Source organism: Bacillus sp. PS95, from assembly GCF_037963565.1.
Classification (GTDB): domain Bacteria; phylum Bacillota; class Bacilli; order Bacillales; family Bacillaceae; genus Bacillus; species Bacillus subtilis.
The window spans coordinates 3,877,588-3,896,397 of sequence record NZ_CP150160.1 but is presented as its reverse complement, the minus strand read 5'-3'; the positions used below and the strand labels follow the sequence as shown (position 1 = coordinate 3,896,397).

General features: G+C 45.0%; 19 protein-coding genes. 13 read left to right on the top strand and 6 right to left on the bottom strand.

The genetic code is table 11. From position 1 onward, the window contains the following. Positions 1-67: 67 nt before the first annotated feature. Complete coding sequence (locus NSQ12_RS20285) at positions 68-745, bottom strand: CidB/LrgB family autolysis modulator (protein WP_128441942.1); 678 nt, start codon at positions 743-745, stop codon at positions 68-70. Beyond that, positions 727-1,113: a CidA/LrgA family holin-like protein gene (locus tag NSQ12_RS20280; protein WP_003227375.1), complete on the bottom strand. Its 387-nt coding sequence runs from the start codon at positions 1,111-1,113 to the stop codon at positions 727-729. The genes NSQ12_RS20285 and NSQ12_RS20280 overlap by 19 nt, the downstream gene beginning before the upstream one ends. 105 nt (positions 1,114-1,218) lie before the next feature. Here NSQ12_RS20280 and NSQ12_RS20275 point away from each other — a divergent pair, with 105 nt between their 5' ends. From NSQ12_RS20275 to NSQ12_RS20245, 7 genes are all read left to right on the top strand, one after another. Next, on the top strand, positions 1,219-2,124 hold the full coding sequence (locus tag NSQ12_RS20275; protein ID WP_015250931.1) for a LysR family transcriptional regulator: 906 nt from the start codon (positions 1,219-1,221) through the stop codon (positions 2,122-2,124). A gap of 7 nt (positions 2,125-2,131) precedes the next feature. Beyond that, positions 2,132-2,947 carry a hydroxyethylthiazole kinase gene (thiM, locus tag NSQ12_RS20270; RefSeq protein ID WP_339175493.1) on the top strand — a complete coding sequence of 272 codons (816 nt, stop codon included), beginning with the start codon at positions 2,132-2,134 and terminating at the stop codon, positions 2,945-2,947. Next, positions 2,947-3,615 carry a thiamine phosphate synthase gene (gene thiE / locus NSQ12_RS20265; protein ID WP_015250933.1) on the top strand — a complete coding sequence of 223 codons (669 nt, stop codon included), beginning with the start codon at positions 2,947-2,949 and terminating at the stop codon, positions 3,613-3,615. Before thiM ends, thiE begins: the two co-directional genes overlap by 1 nt. A gap of 156 nt (positions 3,616-3,771) precedes the next feature. Then, positions 3,772-5,217: a ferrous ion permease EfeU gene (gene efeU / locus NSQ12_RS20260; protein ID WP_160221892.1), complete on the top strand. Its 1,446-nt coding sequence runs from the start codon at positions 3,772-3,774 to the stop codon at positions 5,215-5,217. Then, positions 5,214-6,371: an iron uptake system lipoprotein EfeM gene (efeM, locus tag NSQ12_RS20255; RefSeq protein WP_029726199.1), complete on the top strand. Its 1,158-nt coding sequence runs from the start codon at positions 5,214-5,216 to the stop codon at positions 6,369-6,371. Before efeU ends, efeM begins: the two co-directional genes overlap by 4 nt. Positions 6,372-6,389: 18 nt before the next feature. After that, positions 6,390-7,640, top strand: coding sequence for an iron uptake transporter deferrochelatase/peroxidase subunit (efeB, locus tag NSQ12_RS20250; RefSeq protein WP_029318658.1), 1,251 nt, complete (start codon positions 6,390-6,392; stop codon positions 7,638-7,640). An 88-nt stretch (positions 7,641-7,728) separates the two neighbouring features. Further along, positions 7,729-8,331: a DsbA family protein gene (locus tag NSQ12_RS20245; protein ID WP_124059396.1), complete on the top strand. Its 603-nt coding sequence runs from the start codon at positions 7,729-7,731 to the stop codon at positions 8,329-8,331. 30 nt (positions 8,332-8,361) lie between these two features. Here the strand turns inward: NSQ12_RS20245 and NSQ12_RS20240 are convergent, their stop codons facing one another. The 3 genes from NSQ12_RS20240 to slrA all read right to left on the bottom strand — a co-directional run bounded on the left by NSQ12_RS20240 (position 8,362) and on the right by slrA (position 10,809). Continuing rightward, a complete protein-coding gene (locus NSQ12_RS20240; RefSeq protein WP_029726201.1) occupies positions 8,362-9,903 on the bottom strand; it encodes a cation acetate symporter in 1,542 nt (513 codons plus the stop codon). Beyond that, the gene (locus NSQ12_RS20235) at positions 9,900-10,208 is read right to left on the bottom strand and encodes a DUF485 domain-containing protein (RefSeq protein ID WP_003227392.1); all 309 of its coding nucleotides are present in this window, start codon (positions 10,206-10,208) and stop codon (positions 9,900-9,902) included. Before NSQ12_RS20235 ends, NSQ12_RS20240 begins: the two co-directional genes overlap by 4 nt. A gap of 442 nt (positions 10,209-10,650) precedes the next feature. After that, positions 10,651-10,809 (bottom strand): transcriptional regulator SlrA, encoded by a 159-nt coding sequence (slrA, locus tag NSQ12_RS20230; protein WP_003243648.1) that lies wholly within the window; start codon positions 10,807-10,809, stop codon positions 10,651-10,653. A 354-nt stretch (positions 10,810-11,163) separates the two neighbouring features. On the opposite strand from slrA, the gene slrC reads away from it, so the two are divergent. From slrC to galT, 4 genes are all read left to right on the top strand, one after another. Further along, complete coding sequence (gene slrC / locus NSQ12_RS20225; RefSeq protein WP_003227396.1) at positions 11,164-11,835, top strand: transcriptional regulator SlrC; 672 nt, start codon at positions 11,164-11,166, stop codon at positions 11,833-11,835. A gap of 17 nt (positions 11,836-11,852) precedes the next feature. Then, positions 11,853-12,236, top strand: coding sequence for a GtrA family protein (locus NSQ12_RS20220; RefSeq protein ID WP_003227398.1), 384 nt, complete (start codon positions 11,853-11,855; stop codon positions 12,234-12,236). A gap of 80 nt (positions 12,237-12,316) precedes the next feature. Next, positions 12,317-13,489 (top strand): galactokinase, encoded by a 1,173-nt coding sequence (locus NSQ12_RS20215; RefSeq protein WP_339175486.1) that lies wholly within the window; start codon positions 12,317-12,319, stop codon positions 13,487-13,489. Positions 13,490-13,492: 3 nt separating this feature from the next. After that, on the top strand, positions 13,493-15,034 hold the full coding sequence (galT, locus tag NSQ12_RS20210; protein WP_339175484.1) for a UDP-glucose--hexose-1-phosphate uridylyltransferase: 1,542 nt from the start codon (positions 13,493-13,495) through the stop codon (positions 15,032-15,034). 70 nt (positions 15,035-15,104) lie between these two features. On the opposite strand, the gene NSQ12_RS20205 is transcribed toward galT, so the two are convergent. After that, positions 15,105-15,350, bottom strand: a complete 246-nt coding sequence (locus NSQ12_RS20205) for a GlsB/YeaQ/YmgE family stress response membrane protein (RefSeq protein WP_009968363.1) — start codon at positions 15,348-15,350, stop codon at positions 15,105-15,107. 515 nt (positions 15,351-15,865) lie between these two features. Between NSQ12_RS20205 and qoxA the strand changes: the two genes are divergently transcribed. Together qoxA and qoxB are read left to right on the top strand one after the other, a co-directional pair. Continuing rightward, positions 15,866-16,831 carry a cytochrome aa3 quinol oxidase subunit II gene (gene qoxA, locus NSQ12_RS20200; RefSeq protein ID WP_010886637.1) on the top strand — a complete coding sequence of 322 codons (966 nt, stop codon included), beginning with the start codon at positions 15,866-15,868 and terminating at the stop codon, positions 16,829-16,831. Positions 16,832-16,858: 27 nt separating this feature from the next. After that, a complete protein-coding gene (qoxB, locus tag NSQ12_RS20195; RefSeq protein ID WP_003227407.1) occupies positions 16,859-18,808 on the top strand; it encodes a cytochrome aa3 quinol oxidase subunit I in 1,950 nt (649 codons plus the stop codon). The last annotated feature ends 2 nt before the right edge of the window (positions 18,809-18,810 follow it).

The following is an 18,810-nucleotide window of genomic DNA, read 5'->3' as shown; positions in this document are numbered from 1 at the left end:
ATTGTAATTTGCGAGCTTTTCAATAAGGGGAAGCACATAAAAAAACTGCCCTCGAGAGGACAGTTTTTTACATAAATGAAAGTAAAAACGGCGCCGCGCAAAGCGTCATAATCGCAGCTAAGATCATCGATACGCTTGAAATCGTGCCGGACACAGAGCTGAGCTCAAATGCCTTTGACGTTCCCGCTCCGTGTGCGCTTGTGCCGAGCAGCACGCCCCGCGCGATTTCGTTATCAATACGGAAATAGCGGATGACCATCGGGCCGATCACTGTGCCGAGCAAAGCGGTTAAAATCACAAACACGGCTGTGACGGCAGGCATTCCGCCGATCATTTCAGATACGTTCATCGCGATCGGCGTTGTCACTGATCTCGGGACGAGGCTGTCAATTAAGCCGGTGCCGAGGTGAAGCCATTTCGCAATAAGAGCGGTAGAAATAATCGCGATGCATGAACCGACGGCCACATTCAAAATAATTTCCACTGCGTATTTCTTTAAAACAGGGAAATATTTATATAGCGGGATCGCGAATGCCACGGTGGCCGGCTGTAGCATATCGGTCAGTAATCCGCCGCCGAGATTATAGGACTCGTACGGGACATTCACCAGCAGCAGCAGACCGACTAACACAGCGGGCGTCATCAATAGCGGCGACGTATAAACACGCGGAAAGCGTTGATATACCTTTTTTGCTCCTAAATACACCAAAACCGTTAAAAACAAACTTACAATTCCGATGAACACGTATGCTTTTTCTCCTTTCTCTTTGCAATGAGTTGTGTAAGCGTTCCTGTAGACACCATCACGACAAACGTGCTGATGATGACAACAAGCAGAATGCTGACACCAAATTTCGACATAATGTCTCCGTATTCAATCACTCCGACGGCAGACGGGATAAAAAATAAAAGCAGCTCCCCGAGAAGCCACGCTGCACCAAGCTCTATCCATTCAAGCTTGATAATGTTAAAGTGCAATAATGTGAAAAGAATCACAATCCCTATTATACTGCCGGGAATATTTATATGAAGAAGGGCTGTCACCCAATTAATCAGCCGAGCAAATATAAATAACAGAGCGATTTGAATAACGGTTAGCAACAGTTTTTTCATATTGATGCCTCCCTTATATACTTATTGTACATAAGGTCTCGCTATAGGTAAAATATATATTAAGAATAAGAAGTATTCCTTTTGTCTATAGAAAGGGTGAAGCACATGGATATCCGCCATTTAACATATTTCTTGGAAGTCGCCCGTTTAAAAAGTTTTACGAAGGCTTCCCAATCCCTTTATGTTTCTCAGCCGACGATATCAAAAATGATCAAAAATTTAGAAGAAGAGCTCGGAATTGAACTGTTTTACCGAAACGGCAGGCAGGTAGAACTGACTGATGCCGGCCATAGCATGTATGTGCAGGCGCAGGAAATCATTAAATCATTTCAAAACCTGACGTCAGAATTAAATGATATTATGGAAGTCAAGAAAGGGCACGTACGGATTGGACTGCCGCCGATGATCGGATCGGGGTTTTTCCCGAGAGTGCTCGGCGATTTCCGTGAAAACTATCCGAATGTCACCTTTCAGCTAGTCGAAGACGGTTCTATAAAAGTCCAAGAAGGTGTCGGGGACGGCTCTCTTGATATAGGCGTTGTGGTCCTTCCCGCAAACGAAGATATCTTTCATTCGTTTACAATCGTAAAAGAAACCTTAATGCTTGTCGTTCACCCGTCCCACCGGCTGGCTGATGAGAAAGAATGTCAGCTGCGTGAGTTGAAGGACGAGCCTTTTATTTTCTTCAGGGAGGATTTTGTCCTGCACAACCGAATTATGACGGAATGTATCAAGGCTGGGTTCCGGCCCCATATCATTTATGAAACATCACAATGGGATTTTATTAGTGAGATGGTATCAGCCAACCTTGGGATCGGGCTTTTGCCGGAACGGATCTGCCGCGGCCTTGACCCGGAAAAAGTGAAAGTCATTCCGCTTGTCGATCCGGTCATCCCTTGGCACCTCGCCATTATTTGGAGAAAGGACAGGTACTTGTCGTTTGCCGCCAGAGCTTGGCTCGAACATACGAAATCGTATTTATGGGACCCGAAAAAAGAAAGTAAAGGATGATGCAAACATGGATGCACAATCAGCAGCGAAATGTCTTACGGCTGTCCGCCGGCACAGCCCACTGGTGCATAGCATAACCAACAATGTCGTAACGAATTTCACAGCAAACGGCCTGCTCGCCCTCGGCGCATCGCCCGTTATGGCGTACGCAAAAGAAGAGGTCGCCGATATGGCGAAGATTGCGGGTGCACTCGTTTTAAATATCGGAACACTGAGCAAGGAGTCAGTCGAAGCGATGATCATCGCGGGAAAATCAGCTAATGAACATGGCGTTCCCGTCATTCTTGATCCTGTCGGTGCCGGAGCAACACCGTTCCGCACTGAATCGGCACGTGACATTATTCGTGAGGTTCGCCTTGCTGCAATCAGAGGAAATGCGGCGGAAATTGCCCATACCGTCGGTGTGACGGATTGGCTGATCAAAGGTGTTGATGCGGGTGAAGGCGGAGGCGACATCATCCGGCTGGCTCAGCAAGCGGCACAAAAGCTAAACACGGTCATTGCGATTACTGGTGAAGTCGATGTCATTGCCGATACATCACATGTATATACCCTTCATAACGGCCACAAGCTGCTGACAAAAGTGACAGGCGCCGGTTGCCTGTTGACTTCCGTCGTCGGTGCGTTTTGCGCTGTGGAAGAAAATCCATTGTTTGCTGCTATTGCGGCCATTTCTTCGTATGGGGTCGCCGCTCAGCTTGCCGCACAGCAGACGGCTGACAAAGGCCCTGGAAGCTTTCAGATTGAATTGCTGAACAAGCTTTCAACTGTTACTGAACAAGACGTCCAAGAATGGGCGGCTATAGAAAGGGTGACTGTCTAATGACTCGTATTTCTCGGGAAATGATGAAAGAGTTATTATCTGTTTACTTCATTATGGGGTCAAACAATACGAAAGCCGATCCTGTTACAGTTGTACAAAAAGCGTTAAAAGGCGGTGCCACCCTGTACCAGTTCCGTGAAAAAGGCGGGGATGCGCTGACAGGAGAGGCTCGGATTGAATTTGCTGAAAAAGCGCAGGCAGCTTGCCGTGAAGCTGGTATTCCGTTCATTGTCAATGATGATGTGGAATTGGCTCTGAAGCTGAAAGCTGACGGTATCCACATCGGCCAGGAAGACGCAAATGCGAAAGAGGTAAGAGCTGCCATAGGTGATATGATTCTCGGCGTTTCTGCTCATACGATGTCTGAGGTGAAGCAAGCTGAAGAAGACGGAGCCGATTATGTCGGGCTTGGGCCGATCTATCCGACTGAAACGAAAAAAGATACGAGAGCGGTACAAGGGGTATCTCTTATCGAAGCAGTGCGCCGTCAAGGCATCAGCATTCCAATTGTCGGCATCGGCGGCATCACAATAGATAATGCCGCACCTGTTATCCAAGCGGGGGCCGATGGCGTCAGTATGATCAGCGCCATCAGTCAGGCGGAAGATCCTGAGAGTGCTGCACGCAAGTTTCGTGAGGAAATTCAAACATATAAAACAGAAAGATAATCGTTCATCTTCCTTCAAAAGGCTGTTCTGTAAAAGGACAGCTTTTTTGCTGTCCATCAAGGTTTTCAGACCTTCAAATTTTAATTGACAAAGGACAGGAACTGGCTATGATTATGTTATACAATGATAATCATTTTCAATTATAGGAGGAACATGATGGCTCGGGGGCTGGCACTTATTTTATTCAGCTTGTTGATGGTTTTCGGTTCTGCGGCACATGCGGAAGATGATCCGATCGCCGCATTAATTCAATTAAACAAGCAAATGATCAAATCCGTACAAGACGGAGATATAGACTTGGCACAGCAAACGTTTGAAACCTTCAAGGCGAAGTGGAAAAAAGAAGAACCTTCTATTAAAAAGGAAAACCTTTCTTCTCACAGTGAAATGGACGCGAATATCGCGATGATTTCTCTTTCTTTTATCAATCAAGACGCAGGCAAGCTCAAAACACAGCTTGAAGAGCTTTCGTCTCATTTAGAAACCTACCAGCAGGCTGTCGTGCTGAAAAAGACATCCTCAGGTCAATCAAGGGCGTCCTTAACAGCCTATATACAAAGCTTGAAAGACACAAAACAGTTCATAGAAAAAAAACAATTGGATGAAGCGTCATCCGCAATCGACAATTTAGTTACATCCTGGCTCGCCGTTGAGGGAGACGTCGTGTCCCAATCGAAAGAAGCCTATACGACATCGGAGGAAAATCTGGCGCTGATGAAGGCGGAGATCGGCAGCCATCCTGAAAAGGTATCAAAGCAAATTGACGAAATGATTCAATTGCTCGAGCCGATCGCTTCAAGCAGCTACAGCTGGTGGGATGCGGCGCTGATCCCGATTCGTGAAGGAATGGAGGCCCTCCTTGTCATCGGAGCGCTATTAACCATGACAAAAAAAGCGCGTGTCACGAGTTCCTCGACATGGATCTGGGGCGGAGCGTCCGCCGGCATGGCTGTTTCCTTAGCAGCCGGCATCGGTGTCACGGTTCTGTTCTCCTCCAGTGTATTCGGAGAAAACAATTTCTTGCTTGGCGGCGTTACCGGCGTACTGTCCGCTGTCATGCTTTTGTATGTCGGGGTGTGGCTGCACAGAAACGCCTCAATGGATAAATGGAGAGAAAAAATCAATATCCAGAAGTCACAGGCACTAAAAAAACGAAGCCTGCTTTCCTTTGCGCTCATTGCATTTCTGGCAGTTGTAAGAGAAGGTCTCGAAACGGTCATCTTTTTCATCGGGCTTGTCGGGAAGCTTCCGCTCACTGAACTGATCGGCGGAACTGCCGCAGGGCTTATCGTTCTCGTCATCGTCGGTGTTCTGATGATCAAGCTCGGAATGCGCATTCCATTGAAGCCGTTTTTTCTTCTATCAATGGCGGTTGTCCTGTATATGTGCGTGAAATTTCTCGGAACCGGCGTTCACAGCCTTCAGCTGGCGGGCATTCTTCCGTCTGATGCAGAAAGCTGGCTGCCGTCTGTATCGGTGCTAGGAATTTATCCGTCCGTGTACAGCACGATTCCGCAAATGTTGATTTTCCTCTTTTTACTGATTGCGCTTGTTTCAGAAGCGGCAAAACATTTTACAAACGGAAAGGAACTGACAAAATGAATTTCACAAAAATCGCTGTATCAGCCGGATGCATCCTTGCGCTGTGCGCAGGCTGCGGAGCCAATGACACATCTTCAACCAAAGAAAAAGCTTCATCTGAAAAAAGCGGGGTCACTAAAGAAATCACTGCATCCGTAAATAAAATGGAAACCATCATTTCTAAGCTGAATGACTCAGTGGAAAAAGGAGACCAAAAAGAGATTGAAAAGAAGGGGAAAGAGTTAAACAGCTACTGGCTTTCCTTTGAAAACGATATTCGCAGTGACTATCCATTCGAATATACAGAAATCGAAAAGCATCTTCAGCCAATCTACACAGAAGCACAAAAAGACAAACCGGATACAGTAAAAATCAAGACAGAATCCGAGTCATTGAAAGCGTCCTTAGAAGACCTGACAGAAGCGAAGAAGAGCGGCAAAAAGGCTAGCGATCAGCTGGCAAAAGCAGCAGATGAGTATAAAGGCTATGTCAAAAAGCAGAGTGGCCAGCTTGTCAAAGCGACTGAAGCATTTACAAGCGCTGTGAAATCCGGCGATATCGAAAAATCTAAAACGTTATATGCGAAAGCGCGTGTTTATTACGAGCGTATCGAACCGATCGCTGAAAGCCTTGGAGATCTTGACCCGAAAATTGATGCACGAGAAAACGATGTTGAAGAAGGAGACAAATGGACAGGCTTCCATAAGCTTGAGAAGGCCATTTGGAAGGATCAAGATATTTCCGGGGAAAAGGCAACAGCTGACCAGCTTCTCAAAGATGTAAAAGAGCTTGACGGTTCAATTCAATCACTGAAATTAACCCCTGAACAAATTGTTGCAGGCGCGATGGAGCTTCTGAACGAAGCCGGAATTTCGAAAATCACGGGAGAAGAAGAGCGCTACTCACGGATTGATTTAGTTGACCTTATGGCAAATGTGGAAGGCTCCGAAGCCGTTTATCAAACAGTGAAAAGCGCGCTTGTAAAAGATCACTCCGACTTGACGGAAAAACTGGATACGGAGTTCAGCGAATTTGAAGTTTTAATGGCAAAATACAAAACAAATGATCAGTCCTATACGTCTTATGATAAATTAAGTGAAAAGCAAATCAGAGAGCTGAGCACAAAGCTGACGACTCTTTCTGAAACCATGTCGAAGATTGCGAATGTGCTATAAAAGGAGTTTTGTAACATCATGAGCGATGAACAAAAAAAGCCAGAACAAATTCACAGACGGGACATTTTAAAATGGGGAGCGATGGCGGGGGCAGCCGTTGCGATCGGTGCCAGCGGTCTCGGCGGTCTCGCTCCGCTTGTTCAGACTGCGGCTAAGCCATCGAAAAAGGATGAAAAAGAGGAGGAGCAGATTGTTCCGTTTTACGGAAAGCATCAGGCCGGAATCACAACTGCCCATCAGACGTATGTCTATTTTGCTGCCCTGGATGTAACAGCAAAAGACAAAAGCGACATCATTACGTTATTTAGAAACTGGACAAGTCTCACACAGATGCTGACATCTGGCAAGAAAATGTCAGCGGAGCAGAGAAATCAATATCTGCCGCCGCAGGATACAGGTGAGTCTGCTGATTTATCCCCTTCCAACTTAACGGTCACATTCGGATTTGGGCCTAGCTTTTTTGAAAAAGACGGAAAGGACCGCTTCGGGCTGAAAAGCAAAAAGCCGAAGCACCTAGCCGCTCTTCCAGCGATGCCCAATGACAACCTGGATGAAAAGCAGGGAGGCGGGGACATCTGCATTCAAGTATGTGCAGACGATGAGCAAGTGGCGTTTCACGCGCTGCGTAACCTGCTAAATCAAGCGGTCGGCACTTGTGAGGTCCGCTTTGTGAACAAAGGCTTTTTAAGCGGAGGAAAAAATGGCGAAACACCGCGCAATCTCTTCGGGTTTAAAGATGGAACAGGCAACCAGAGCACGGAGGATGACAGCTTGATGAACTCGATCGTGTGGGTTCAGTCCGGTGAGCCTGACTGGATGACGGGCGGCACCTATATGGCTTTCCGGAAAATCAAAATGTTCCTTGAGATATGGGACCGCTCTTCCCTCAAGGACCAAGAGGATACCTTCGGCCGCAGAAAAAGCTCAGGGGCGCCTTTCGGACAGAAAAAGGAAACAGATCCCGTGAAGCTGAATCAAATTCCGTCTAATTCACACGTCAGTCTAGCGAAATCTACGGGAAAACAAATTTTGCGAAGAGCTTTCTCTTACACAGAAGGACTTGATCCGAAAACCGGCTATATGGATGCAGGTCTTCTGTTTATCAGTTTTCAAAAAAATCCCGACAATCAGTTTATCCCGATGCTGAAGGCTCTTTCAGCAAAGGATGCGTTAAACGAATATACACAAACAATCGGTTCTGCTTTATATGCATGCCCAGGCGGCTGCAAAAAAGGAGAATATATTGCCCAGCGTTTACTGGAATCATAAAAGAAGCCTTAATCGGCTTCTTTATTTAAAAAAAGTTGTAACTTTAATTGTTACAGTTTAAAATCAATTTATACGAAAGGAGATTATCATGACAGTACACATTAAAGTTTATTCAGATTACGTCTGCCCATTTTGTTTTGTTGGAAAAGCCGCTTTTGAAGAAGCGATAAAAGGAAAGGATGTTGAAGTCGAGTGGATGCCGTTTGAACTGCGCCCAAGCCCATCTCCTCAGCTTGATCCGGTCAATGATCCTTCCAAACAGTACATGTGGCAGACATCAATTCAGCCAATGGCGGAGAAATTAGGAGTCGAGATCAATTTTCCAAACGTCTCGCCCCATCCGTATACAGACCTCGCGTTTGAAGGCTTCCATTTTGCGAAGGAATACAATAAAGGACATGAATACAACACCCGTGTCTTTCAGGCATTTTTCCAAGAGGGCCAAAATATCGGCGACATTGACATCTTGACGAAGCTCGCCGAGGAAGTGGGATTAGACGGTGCATCATTCAAATCAGCACTGGAAATAAGAACATATCAGGACGTGCAGCGCCAAGCCTTGAAGCACGCCTATGAAGAGGCTGACATCACAGCCGTTCCAACCTTTATTATCGGTGACACTGTAATTCCGGGTGCTGCCGGCAAGGATGTATTTGAAAAAGCGATTTCTGACGAGCAGAAGAAAAAGTAAGGAAAAAGCTCTCGATAAAGAGAGCTTTTTTTATTCCTGTTCCATATGGACGCCAGTATGCGCCTTCACCTGTATTTCCGCAAACGTATCTTCATCAATTGTTTTATCAGACGACAGCACCGTTCCGAGCCACGCGCCGAGGAAGCCGAGCGGGATGGAAATAATCCCTGGATTAGACAGCGGAATGAGCGGATCACCGGTAAAAATAGCACCTCCGGCCGGGTCCCACACACTAGGGCTCATCGACACCAGCACAAGCGCGCTGATCAGGCCTGTCAGGCTGCCCCATAAAGCGCCTGAGGGATTGAATCGTTTCCAGAAGACTGTAAACACAATCAGCGGAAGGTTTGCGCTGGCGGCTACCGCAAACGCGAGTGCAACAAGGAACGCCACATTTAAGGATTGTGCAAAAATCGCAAGGAGAATCGAGAGCACTGACACGGCGACAGAAGCCCATCTGGCCGCTTTCATCTGTTCTTTTTCAGTTGCTTCTCCCTTTCTGATGATCTGGCTGTAAATATCATGGGCAAATGCTGAGGCGGCAGACAGCACCAACCCTGTCACGACAGCCAAAATGGTGGCAAAGGCGATGGCTGACACAAACGCGAACAGAAAGTCTCCTCCGAGTGCTTTTGCTAAAAGCGGAGCCGCCATATTTCCCGCTTGATCAGCCGCCGTAATCGCGTCAAAACCGACAAATGCCGCGGCACCAAAGCCGAGAAATACCGTCATAATGTAAAACACACCGATAATCCATGTCGCTGACACAACGGATGTACGGGCCGTCTTGGCATCCTTAACGGTATAAAACCGGATCAATATATGCGGAAGCCCGGCGGTTCCCAGCACGAGTGCCAAGTTTAACGACAAGGTCTCAAGCGGCACCTTGTATTTATTTCCGGGGTTCAAAAAATCAGCGCCCAGCGGAGTAGCCGTTTTCATCTGTTCAAACATGGTATTAAGGCTAAAGCCGAATTTCGAAAACACGATAATCGAAATCACGAGTGTCCCGGCCATCAGCAAAACGGCTTTAATAATTTGAACCCAGCTTGTCGCGATCATGCCGCCAAACACGACATAAATGGTCATCAGCACTCCGACGATGAGGACAGCCGCGGTATAATCCAGCCCTAGAAGCAGTTTGATCAGCGCGCCCGCCCCCACGAGCTGGGCGATCATATAAAAAGTAGAGATGGCAATGGTATTGAGAGCCGCGACACCGCGGATTTTCTTTTCTTTAAAGCGAGCGGCAATCATGTCTGCCATCGTGTACTTTCCAAGATTCCGAAGCGGCTCCGCCACGATGTACAAGACAACGAGATAAGCCACCAGAAAACCGATGCTGTAAAAGAAGCCATCAAATCCATATAACGCAATCATTCCGGCAATCCCGAGAAACGAGGCGGCAGACATGTAGTCACCGGCAATTGCCAGTCCATTCTGAACGCCGGTGAGCCCGCCGCCCGCCGTATAAAACTCACTCGTCGTTTTCGTCCGCTTCGCGGCAAAATACGTGATAATAAGCGTCAGGCCAACAATCGCCAAAAATAATAAAAAAGCAGTCATATTCATGTCTGTTCACCCTTCAGATCCTCTTTTAAAGCGCTTACATACTTATCGAAATGGGCGGCTCTCCGGGAATACACAGTACTCAGTATCCAGGTCATAGCGAATTGGGCGATGGCGAACAGCCAAGCCCATGAAACAGCTCCAATGGCCGGTGCATTCAAAAAGGTGAAATAAGATGTCAAAACAGGGAGTGAAAAATAAAAAACAAAAAAGAAAATCGCAGAAGGAACAATAAAAGCGCGTTTCTGCTTTAAAAAAGCTTGAAAAGACGGCGTTGCAGCAATCTGTTTATAATCAGCTTTGTACATGGCTTTCCTCCTTTTATTCGCTAAACGTAAGCAAAAAGGTACACCAATAGGTATGTACTGAAAGTCCGATTTATGCGTTGAACAATATCTGGAGGATGAAAAAAGAAGGAAGTCGTGAAGAGGTGAACACAGTGGTCTAAAGACAGGCGAAGGTTTTCAAGCTCGGCCGTGTATAAACGAGTTTGCTTTCAAAACCTCACCGAATGCAGCTTGTTCTCAGCAAAGCTGCTGTTTACCAGAGCACGGTTATCATGTTCGCATCACCTCTTTATGACAATGCATGTGCCAAGAGGTGATCGCATCACCGGCTGTCTGTCGTAGTTAGCTGACACACCGTTTGTCCTCAAGCTCAGCGCAGCGATTTGCTTTTGAATAGAGGATATGGTGAAAACTCAGATCAGGTGATAGAAAAGCCAGAGGTAAATAGATCCGCCTGTTCGGACTAGTCTTGCCGGACGGTTTTTTTGTGGTTTTTCTTTCTCGATGCTGTCTCAGATTCTAAAAACTGCCTCACATCATGAATGCCTAATCCAATGGATCTAGCTTCTTGAATTAACATATGCCAACCTTTGTCCAAATCTTTTTTAACATGAGTTTTCATAGTAACCTCCAATTGTATAAAATGTTTTCCTGCAACATGCGGGCAATAAAAGACAAGCCAGCGCGATGATGAGGCGAGTACAACAAATTTCACACATAGTTGCTCGGTGTTCACAAACTGAAGGAAAAACCACCTACCTATTCCCTAAAAAAATGACTAATATAACCAATGGACCTTATTTATAATAATAAACAATTAAATACTGACTGGATAGTATGTAAATGAAAATAAATCATTTAGCCTATTAAAAATGACCCCTGGGAAACCGAATAGCATAACTGTTCAAAGAAATAAATACCGCTAAAGATTGATCCGGTGTAAGATAAGGGTAATCATTACCGCCAGGAGAAAAATATGAAAAAAAACAAATTTCAAATTAAAAGAGAAGCAACATTTGAAAGTTTTATAGACGCTGGCGTGAATTTGTTGATTGACCGAGCGTATGATCCGGTTTCTGTAGAAGATATCAGCAGAGCCGCCGGGTACAGCAAAGGAGCATTTTATGTTCATTTTGTCAGCAAGGACGATTTTCTGCTGTACCTTCTCGAAAAACGTCAGATGAAAAAAAAGATCATTATAGGGTATCTTGATCAAATGGAGCGGGAGTCAGTGAAATCGCTGACATTGGACGAGGCTGCAAAACACGCTGCAGAACTGCTTTATTCCTATTACATAAATAAGCCGTCGTGGGACATCACCTCGTTTGCCATGAACATGCCGACATATAAAGTCTTAAAGAAATGCAAGGCCTATGTCCGGCTGTACGAATTGTGGGTGGAAGAAAATGTGTTATATATTAAGTGGCTGAAGGAGAGAAAGCTGATTGACGCCTGTATTGATCCTGAATATACGGCTAAAATAATATGTGCAGTCCTCGACGGAATCATCAAACAATCATATGTATTGGGCCAGCCAGCCACCTTCCGCAGCTTTTTAGACGCACTTTCGGTATTTTTTACTTTAGACAGAGAGCACGAGAGGCCAAGAATTTTGAAAAGTTTTTCAGAAAGCGAGGAACATCAGTGAAGTATAGAGAAATAATTATGTATATCATTATGGGGGTTTTCACAACCATTGTGAATATCGCCAGCTTTTATATATTGGTAGAGATCATGAATGTGGATTACAAAGCCGCCACTGTCGCCGCTTGGATTTTGTCCGTGCTGTTTGCTTACATAACAAATAAATTATATGTGTTTCAGCAAAAAACACATGATCTGCAGAGCCTGCTGAAAGAGCTCACTGCTTTTTTCAGCGTACGGGTCCTGTCTCTCGGCATAGATTTAGGCATGATGATCATTCTTGTCGGCCAGTTCAATACAAATGAAACCTTGGCCAAAATACTCGACAACGCGGTCATTGTTGTCGTCAACTATGTTGCGAGCAAATGGCTCGTCTTTAAAAAAACAAAGGAAGAAGGTGTATGAGAGGACTACAGCATATGATCTGCCGTTTTCTATGGAGAAATAAGGGGAATAAAAAATAAAAACCAGAAAGGTGATTGCACATGCGGGAAGAGCTAAAGGGGATATTTGCAAGTGTATTCGGAGAAAAAGAGGGGTTACGGTTTTTTTTCGCACCTGGAAGAGTGAATCTGATTGGAGAACATACAGACTATAACGGCGGGCATGTCTTTCCGTGCGCGCTGTCAATGGGTACATATGCTGCTGTTGCAGAAAGAAAAGACGGGGTTGTCCGGATGTATTCAGACAACTTTAAAGACGCGGGGATCAAGGAATGCAGTCTTGACGACATTCGCTATCAAAAAGAAGACGACTGGGCGAACTATCCAAAAGGCGTTATTTATGAATTTCAACAGAGGGGATATGCAGTTCCCCATGGCTTTGACATTGTATTTTCAGGGAATATTCCAAACGGGGCGGGGCTGTCGTCTTCCGCTTCTATTGAACTGCTGATGGGGGTTGTGCTCCAAAGCTATTTTCATCCTGAAGTAGATGCGCTTGAGCTTGTGAAAATGGCGCAGCATGCGGAAAACCATTTTATCGGCGTCAATTGCGGAATTATGGACCAATTTGCAATTGGAATGGGGAAAAAACATCATGCGATGCTGCTGAACTGTGACACGCTTGACTATGAATATAGCAAACTCAATGTCTCAGGCCTCGCGCTGGTCATCGCGAACACGAACAAAAAAAGGACATTGGCTGACTCCAGCTATAATACGAGACGCCAAGAATGCAATGATGCATTGCTTGATCTGAAAAAAGGCCTCGATATTGCAGCACTGGGCGACATCAAGCCTTCTGATTTCGATGCGCATTCCAGCCTGATCCAAAATGAAACGAACAGACGCCGGGCAAAGCATGCTGTATACGAAAATCATCGTGCTATTAAGACGGCCCATATGTTCAAAGAGAACAATATAGATGAAATCGGGCAGTTAATGAAGGAATCCCACCTTTCATTGAAGGATGACTATGAAGTAACATGCCCTGAACTTGATGAGCTTGTGTTTGCGGCATGGGATCACGAAGGTGTAATTGGATCAAGAATGACGGGAGCAGGCTTTGGCGGATGCACCATCAGCATTGTAAAAGATGAATTCGTTGATGATTTTATTCAGAAGGTTGGAGACAGATATCAAGAAAAAACAGGGCTCCGAGCGGATTTTTATGTCGCGGATATCGGAGAGGGAGCGAGAGAACTAAAGGGGGAGTGACATATGAGTATTTTTGAACATCTGGAACAGCTGCTTGAGTATGGCCTGGAACGAAAATTGATTTCGATCTGGGATCGGGAATATACGACAAACCGTCTTTATGAAGCGCTGGGCATCACACATCCCGAGCCGATCTCCAGCACCAGCATTAAGCAGTCACAAAGCCTGCCGGACTTGCTTGCTCCCATCTATAAATGGGCTGCGGAAACCGGCCGAATGGAAGCGGATACAGATACGTACCGTGACCTGCTCAGCGCAAAGCTGATGGGCTGTTTTGTACCTGCTCCGTCCGAGGTCATTCGCAAATTTGAAGAGACAAAAGCATTATACGGCCCAAAACAGGCGACAAAGGAATTCTATCAATATTCAGAGGATGTCTATTATATACGGACTGACAGAATCGCCAAAAATGTTCATTGGACGGTGCCGACCGAATATGGCGAACTGGAAATGACCATTAACCTATCAAAGCCTGAAAAGGACCCGAAAGCGATTGCGGCTGCAAAAGAGCAGGAACAGACAAATTATCCGATGTGTTTGCTGTGTAAAGAAAATGTCGGCTTCGAGGGAAGCGTGAATCATCCAGCCCGGCAAAATCACAGAATCATTCCGGTCACCCTTGAGGACGAACAATGGTTCCTGCAATTCTCGCCATATGTCTATTATCCAGAGCACTGTATTGTCTTAAAAGGTGAACATGAACCGATGGAGATCAGCAAAAAAACATTTGAAAGGCTGCTGTCATTTCTCGGGCAGTATCCGCATTATTTTATCGGTTCAAACGCGGATCTGCCGATTGTCGGCGGCAGCATCCTAAGCCATGATCATTTCCAAGGCGGCGCGCATGATTTTCCAATGGCACGTGCAGAAGCGGAAGACGTTTATGAATTAAATGATTATCCCGGCGTGTCGCTGGGCTTAGTGAAGTGGCCGATGTCTGTGCTCAGGCTCCAAGGAGACGAACCGGGTCATGTCGCCGAAGCTGCTGACCATATCTTCCGCACGTGGCAGACGTATTCCGATGAAAAAGCCGGCATTGCCGCCTATACAGGCGATACGCCCCATAATACGGTCACACCGATTGCGCGGCGCAGGGGAGGCTTGTACGAACTCGATATCGTACTGAGGAACAACCGGACGGATGAGGAGCATCCATTAGGAATATTTCATCCTCATCAAGAAGTCCACCATATTAAAAAAGAAAATATCGGCCTGATTGAGGTCATGGGATTGGCGATATTGCCGGGCCGCTTACAGGAGGAAATGAAAGAAACGGCAGCGGCGCTATGCTCTGCTGATCCGAAAACAGCCTTAGAACAAAATCCGCTCACTGCAAAGCATAGTGAATGGGCTCTTCGAATGATGAAAAAAAGAACCATAACAAAAGAGAATGCAGATCTAGTCATAAAAGAAGAGCTGGGACATGTATTCGCTCGCATTCTTGAACACGCCGGTGTGTTTAAACAGACAACGGAAGGAAAACAGGCCTTCAGAGGGTTTATCGACCAGTTGGGCGTCAAACCAGTCAAAAGCCTCAACCGCTAGGGTTGAGGCTTTTTCGATTTTTATGGCAAAACAAACACCCAAAGCGCTGACGCTTCGGGTGCTGCTGCTTTTATCCTCTTTTTCTGGTTAACAGGCTTACTAGAAAGACAACAATGGCTGCGCCAATTACCGCTGGAATAATGGCAAATCCCGCTAGGTGCGGCCCCCATGTTCCAAGCAGCCCGTGTCCGATCCAGGCGCCAATAAGACCTGCGATCATAGACCCGATAATTCCTCCGGGCATATCTCCTTTTACAAACAGGCTTCCAAGCCATCCGATAATAATAGCGACGATAAGTGAAATAAGAAAACTCATCATGCAACACATCCTATTTTTTATTTATTTGCTTATATCATTCCTCTTTTTTGTATAAGATAAACAACTGGATGCTCTCATAAAAAAATACGGACAATTCAGAGCATATTGGCTCTTCATTGCGCCTTTTCTTTCAATATTTGATGCGTTAAAATGGTAACCGTGTGAAAAGATGCTAGACAAGGAAAAAATAATTCCTATCTAGAATGTTTAACAAAATGAAATTTTTGATTGACCTAAGTTTTTTATTGTGGTAAACCTTAATTTGTCAGAATTAGTTCTTCATCATCTTTCTTTACTTTATATGCGGAAATAACTAGAAACTTTTCATCTTAAGCGATAGATGTGAATAAAGTTGGAGCAATTTTTGTCGATTTTATGACATTTAAGCGAAAATGGGATGAAGTTTATAAAAAAATAAAGCTAATAAGTGAAGTTTTTGATAGCATAACAAAGTAGAGAAAAGATTTTGAGGAAGTATGCACTTCAGATTTATTACATCAATAGGAAGGATGGTGATCTTCTTGTTCAGAGCATTAAAACCGTTGCTTGTATTAGCGCTGTTAACTGTGGTTTTCGTCCTTGGGGGATGCAGCAATGCTTCAGTACTAGATCCGAAAGGACCTGTAGCTGAACAGCAAAGTGATTTAATCCTGTTATCTATCGGATTTATGCTGTTTATCGTCGGGGTCGTCTTTGTTCTATTTACCATTATTTTAGTAAAATACCGCGACCGTAAAGGCAAAGATAATGGATCTTATAACCCAGAAATTCACGGTAACACGTTTTTAGAAGTAGTCTGGACAGTGATCCCAATTTTAATCGTCATTGCACTTTCTGTGCCAACAGTACAGACGATATATTCGTTAGAAAAAGCTCCTGAAGCAACAAAAGATAAAGAGCCTCTTGTTGTTTATGCTACTTCGGTAGACTGGAAATGGGTATTCAGCTACCCTGAACAGGATATTGAAACGGTCAACTACTTAAACATTCCTGTCGACCGCCCGATCTTGTTCAAAATCTCATCTGCAGATTCAATGGCTTCGCTATGGATTCCTCAGCTTGGAGGGCAAAAATATGCGATGGCAGGAATGCTGATGGATCAATACTTACAGGCTGACAAAGTGGGTACTTACGAAGGCCGCAACGCGAACTTCACAGGTGAACATTTTGCAGACCAAGAGTTTGATGTGAATGCAGTTACAGAAAAAGACTTTAACAGCTGGGTGAAAAAGACTCAGAACGAGGCTCCTAAGCTGACAAAAGAGAAGTATGATGAATTGATGCTTCCTGAAAATGTGGACGAATTAACGTTCTCTTCTACTCACTTGAAATACGTTGATCACGGACAAGACGCTGAGTACGCGATGGAGGCGCGCAAACGCCTTGGCTATCAAGCCGTTTCACCGCACTCTAAAACAGATCCGTTTGAAAACGTAAAGAAAAACGAATTTAAGAAGTCTGATGATACAGAAGAATGATATTGATCAGGAAAGGAGGAAGCCTGCATGAAATTCAAATGGGACGAATTTTTCGTAACTGGTGACCCATTAATTCTGGGCGCACAAGTTTCCATTGCGCTTTCAACCATTGCCATTATTTTTGTACTGACTTACTTCAAAAAGTGGAAATGGCTGTGGTCTGAATGGATAACTACTGTTGACCATAAAAAACTCGGAATCATGTACATTATATCTGCTGTAATTATGTTATTCCGCGGCGGTGTCGACGGTCTGATGATGCGTGCCCAGCTAGCGCTTCCGAATAACAGTTTTTTAGACTCAAACCACTATAATGAAATTTTTACAACTCACGGTACAATCATGATCATCTTCATGGCGATGCCGTTCTTAATCGGTCTTATCAACGTTGTTGTACCTCTTCAAATCGGTGCCCGCGACGTTGCGTTCCCTTACTTGAACAACCTGAGCTTCTGGACGTTCTTTGTAGGGGCGATGCTTTTCAATATTTCTTTCGTTATCGGAGGTTCTCCGAACGCAGGCTGGACGAGTTATATGCCGCTTGCAAGTAACGACATGAGCCCTGGGCCGGGTGAGAACTACTACCTCCTCGGACTTCAGATTGCCGGTATCGGTACCCTGATGACAGGGATCAACTTTATGGTAACAATCTTAAAAATGAGAACAAAAGGCATGACATTAATGCGTATGCCAATGTTCACATGGACAACACTGATCACAATGGTTATTATCGTGTTTGCTTTCCCTGTACTTACAGTAGCATTAGCACTTTTATCATTTGATCGTTTGTTCGGCGCTCACTTTTTCACATTGGAAGCAGGCGGTATGCCGATGCTTTGGGCTAACTTGTTCTGGATTTGGGGACATCCTGAAGTATATATCGTTATTCTTCCGGCGTTTGGTATTTTCTCAGAAATCATCTCAAGCTTTGCAAGAAAACAATTGTTTGGTTACAAAGCGATGGTTGGTTCTATTATCGCCATCTCTGTATTGAGTTTCTTAGTTTGGACTCACCACTTCTTCACAATGGGGAACAGTGCGTCCGTTAACTCATTCTTCTCAATTACGACAATGGCAATCTCAATCCCAACCGGGGTTAAAATCTTTAACTGGCTCTTTACAATGTATAAAGGCCGAATCAGCTTTACAACACCTATGCTGTGGGCGCTTGCGTTCATTCCTAACTTCGTTATCGGCGGGGTTACAGGGGTTATGCTTGCGATGGCAGCAGCGGATTATCAATACCATAATACGTACTTCCTTGTATCTCACTTCCACTATGTGCTGATCGCGGGTACTGTATTTGCTTGTTTCGCCGGATTTATTTTCTGGTATCCAAAAATGTTCGGCCACAAGCTGAACGAAAGAATCGGAAAATGGTTCTTCTGGATCTTTATGATCGGGTTCAATATTTGTTTCTTCCCGCAATATTTCTTGGGGCTTCAAGGCATGCCTCGCCGTATTTACACATACGGACCGAACGACGGCTGGACAACATTGAACTTTATCTCAACAGTCGGAGCTTTCATGATGGGTGTAGGATTCTTAATCCTTTGCTATAACATCTACTACAGCTTCCGTTACTCTACTCGTGAAATCAGCGGAGATTCATGGGGTGTGGGACGTACGCTTGATTGGGCGACTTCTTCTGCGATTCCGCCGCATTACAACTTTGCGGTGCTTCCTGAAGTCAAATCTCAAGATGCATTCCTGCATATGAAAGAAGAAAAAACTGAATTATACCCTGAAAGCAAATTTAAGAAAATCCATATGCCAAGCAACTCAGGCAGACCGTTCTTTATGTCTGTTGCCTTCGGTCTTGCAGGCTTTGGACTTGTCTTTGAATGGTACTGGATGGGCGTAGTCGGATTGATCGGAGTCCTGCTCTGCATGGTTCTGCGTTCATTCGAATACGACAACGGCTACTACATTAGTGTTGATGAAATAAAAGAGACGGAAAGAAAGATTTCCGAATAAGG